A 3,274-nucleotide genomic window follows, 5' to 3' on the forward strand; every position below is an offset into this window, starting at 1 on the left:
TGTTGGCCGTCGCTGAGTTTGCCGATGTTGGCGTCATCGGTGGTGCCGATGATGAGGGGATGGGAACGGCCTCGCTCGGCTGGGTGAGCGAGGCCGTGGTCGGTTCGGTGAGGGTGTAGGTCGTCGACCTGGTGGTGGTGGCGGTCAGTCGTTGCCGGTTTCGGTGATGGCGATGCGGGCGGATTTCTCGTCGACGATGGCGTTGCCGGCGGCGAACGCGGCGGTGAGGGCGTGGACGGCGAGGTTGTTGACCGCGCGGGGGTGTCCGCGGGATGCGTTGTGGATCAACCCGATTGCGTCGTCGCTGAACAGGGTGTCTTGGCGGCCGGCTATGCGGCAGTGGTGGCGGATGTAGTCGGCGGTGTCCTCGGGTGCCATGCCGGTGAGGGTGTAGCGCATGGAGATGCGCTGGTCGAGCGCGGCCAGGATTCCCAGGCGGAGGCGTTGGCGCAGGGTGGGCTGGCCAACGAGCAGGGCGGCGAACGGGCTGCCGGAGTCCATGTCGTGGTTGGTGAGCATGCGGATGGCCTCCAATTGGTGATTGTCGAGCAGGTGGGCTTCATCGATCACCACGACTGGTGTGCGCCCGCGTTCGGCGTGTTCGGTGGCGAGGGCGTCGGCGGCCTGCGGGGCCAGGGTGGCGGTGTAGAAGCTCGGGCTGTGCCCGAGCGCGCTGACGATGTGGTGCAGCATGCCGCGGACCCCGATCGAGGGGTTCGGCAGATAGATCACGATGTGGCGGGAGGCGTCCAGGGCAGCGGTGGCGGCGCGGACGGCGACGGTTTTGCCGGCGCCGACCTCGCCGGTGATCACGCCGATGGCGTGCTGGTCGACGCACCAGGTGATGCGGGCGACGGCTTCGCCGTGGCCGGGGTGCCGGTGCAGCATGCCCGCAGCGAGATTCCGGCCGAAGGGCATTGTCGTGAAACCGTAATGCGATTGCAGGCGTTGAATACTCACTGTCCGGCCGCGCTTCGCGTGGTTTCGGCCTGGTAGAGGGCGTCGTAGCCGATGCGCTGGTCGCGGCGCAGTTGCTCGTGATGGGCCTGCGCGGTGAGCTTCAGATAGTCGATCCCGGTCGACGCCGCCGGCTCCGGTGAGCTGATCTCGGGTCGGGCTTTGGGGTGTGCGTGGCGGGTGATGGTGTGGGGCACCGCTTTTCCGTAACTCTTCTCGCGGTATCGGACGTCGATGGTTTCCATGTCGAACGGGGAGAACACCAACTCGACCCGCCGTCCGGCCAGGGCGGGTTCGACGAGGTAGGTGTTGGAATGCAGCGAGACGGTGCCGGTCTTGGTGACGGTGCGGTACTCGCTCCAGAGGAACGCCTCGGTCAGATCCGGCGCGGTCGGGATCGCCGGGGCCCGGCCCAGGCGTTCCCAGCCGGTGTCCCAGCGGGCCAGCGGACTCTGCCCGGTTTCCGAATGGACCCGCCGGTGGTATTCGATCTCGACCCAGGCCGCGAACAGGCCGTTCAACTCGAACAACGCGGCCCGGTGGTCCATCCCCGATTCGGCGATCTGTTCGGCGGTGGTGTCGGGAACCTCGACCAGGAACTGATCGCGGACGGTGCGGAACACTCTCTCGATCTTCCCTCGGCCCTGCGGGCGGCCGGGTGTCGAATGAATCAGGCGGACACCGAGTTTCGCGCAGGCCCGCAGCAGCCAGGCATCGACGAACGCGCTGCCGTTGTCGACATAAACCGACTCCGGAACCCCGCGCGCGGCCAGCGCGGGCTCCAGCGCCGCCGCCAACCGGACGGTGTCCTCGGCGAACCCGAACCGGTAACCCGGCATCAACCGGCTGTGGTCGTCGAGAAAAGCGAACAGGTAGGTTTTCCTGCCACCCACTCTCGGGCCGTGCAGGGCGTCGCCCACCCAGAGCTCGTTCGGGTGGTCGGCCTCGAACCGGCCGAACACGACCGGATTCGGCCCGGCGGCCGGGCCTATAAGGTCCAGGCGGTGGAAATGCCGCAGCAGCGTCGATTCCGACGGCGCCCACCCGGTCGAGGCGCGCAGGATCCGCTGCACCTGCGCGACGGTGCGGGCCGGGTTCTCCCGCTTCAACGCCGCCGCCATCTCCAGCACACCGGTATCGGTGCGGATGCTCGACTGCCGCACCGAGGGCACCAATTCTTCGAAGCCCCCGTGCCGCCACCGGCGAATCCAGCGGTCGAGGGTGTCGCGGGAATAGGTGACCCGATTCCCGAACGGATCGGTATGCGTGCGCGAGGCGATCTCCCGCACGATCTTTCCTCGCGCCTTCGGCCCCAGACTCTGGTCCAGGGCCGGGCATATCAGCTGATACCGGAACAACGCGAGCGCTTGGGCCCTTTCCCGGCGACGAACTTCTTCCTGGTCGGCACTCAATGCCGGTGTCCTCCTCACAATTCGGTGCTGCCCGGCATCAACACCGTTGCCGGGCAATAACTCCGGTGAGGATCACCCGTGAGACCCCGGTAGCGTCAGGGGCAACTCGTGTTGGAGGCGGCCCGGCCCGATCCCGGCGGCCAGCCCGGAGCCAGAAGCCGACCACCAGTAGCGGCCACCGCCACCCCGGCCGGCGTCACCACGCCGAGGTCGACGAACCGATCACCGATCACCGACGCAGCCCACTCGATCGCGGTCACCACGTCAGCCCACACAGATCCGGTGGCTTTCGGGACCCTCACATCCACCCCCGCCGACACCCCCAGCCCGACGACCTCCGCCCGCACCGCCTCCAACCGACCCGCCGCCCGCCGCAGCCAACCCCGCACCGTCGCGGCGACCAGCCCGAGCCGGACCGCGATCCGGCGATGACCGAGCCCGCCCGCGCGGGCAGCGAGCACCGCCCAGATCACCGCCGCCCCATACGCCCTGCGCAGCAGCAAAGTCACCGGCAACAACACATGTGTCACCCCACAGCCCCGGCAACGAGCGCGCCGGGGCCGCACCCGCTCACCGACCGGCCCGACCCGCCGCGGTCGTGCCCACCCCCACCGGGCCAACACCCCGACAACACATGCCGGGCACCGGATCTCACCGGCCACCAGCCGGGTCTCGACGCGAACCAGATCGACCTCTACCGTGACCACCAGTGCCTCCGAGCACTACGCACGGCACCCCGCCACAGGATCCGCCAAGACCAAGCCGGGGTGCCGTGCACCCTGCAATGCTCGTCACCCTGACGGTGCAGACCACCACGATCAACTCGAACCCGACGCCGAACATCACATCGGCAACACCAACGACGACTCAGCCCCCGAAATCGTCATCCCCAATGACGCTCAACA

Annotated in this window: 3 protein-coding genes; all 3 read right to left on the minus strand. The window is 68.4% G+C overall.

The features are described from left to right. Positions 1-144 precede the first annotated feature (144 nt). The 3 genes from ACWEKS_RS48970 to ACWEKS_RS48980 all read right to left on the minus strand — a co-directional run bounded on the left by ACWEKS_RS48970 (position 145) and on the right by ACWEKS_RS48980 (position 3,076). Entirely contained in the window at positions 145-918 is a 774-nt protein-coding gene (locus ACWEKS_RS48970; protein ID WP_452346549.1) for an ExeA family protein, read from the minus strand. Between the two features lie 38 nt (positions 919-956). Beyond that, the gene (locus ACWEKS_RS48975; protein WP_452346550.1) at positions 957-2,369 is read right to left on the minus strand and encodes a DDE-type integrase/transposase/recombinase; all 1,413 of its coding nucleotides are present in this window, start codon (positions 2,367-2,369) and stop codon (positions 957-959) included. Positions 2,370-2,464: 95 nt separating this feature from the next. Then, entirely contained in the window at positions 2,465-3,076 is a 612-nt protein-coding gene (locus tag ACWEKS_RS48980) for a helix-turn-helix domain-containing protein (RefSeq protein ID WP_452346551.1), read from the minus strand. Positions 3,077-3,274: the final 198 nt, after the last annotated feature.

The organism is Nocardia sp. NPDC004711 (assembly GCF_053601595.1).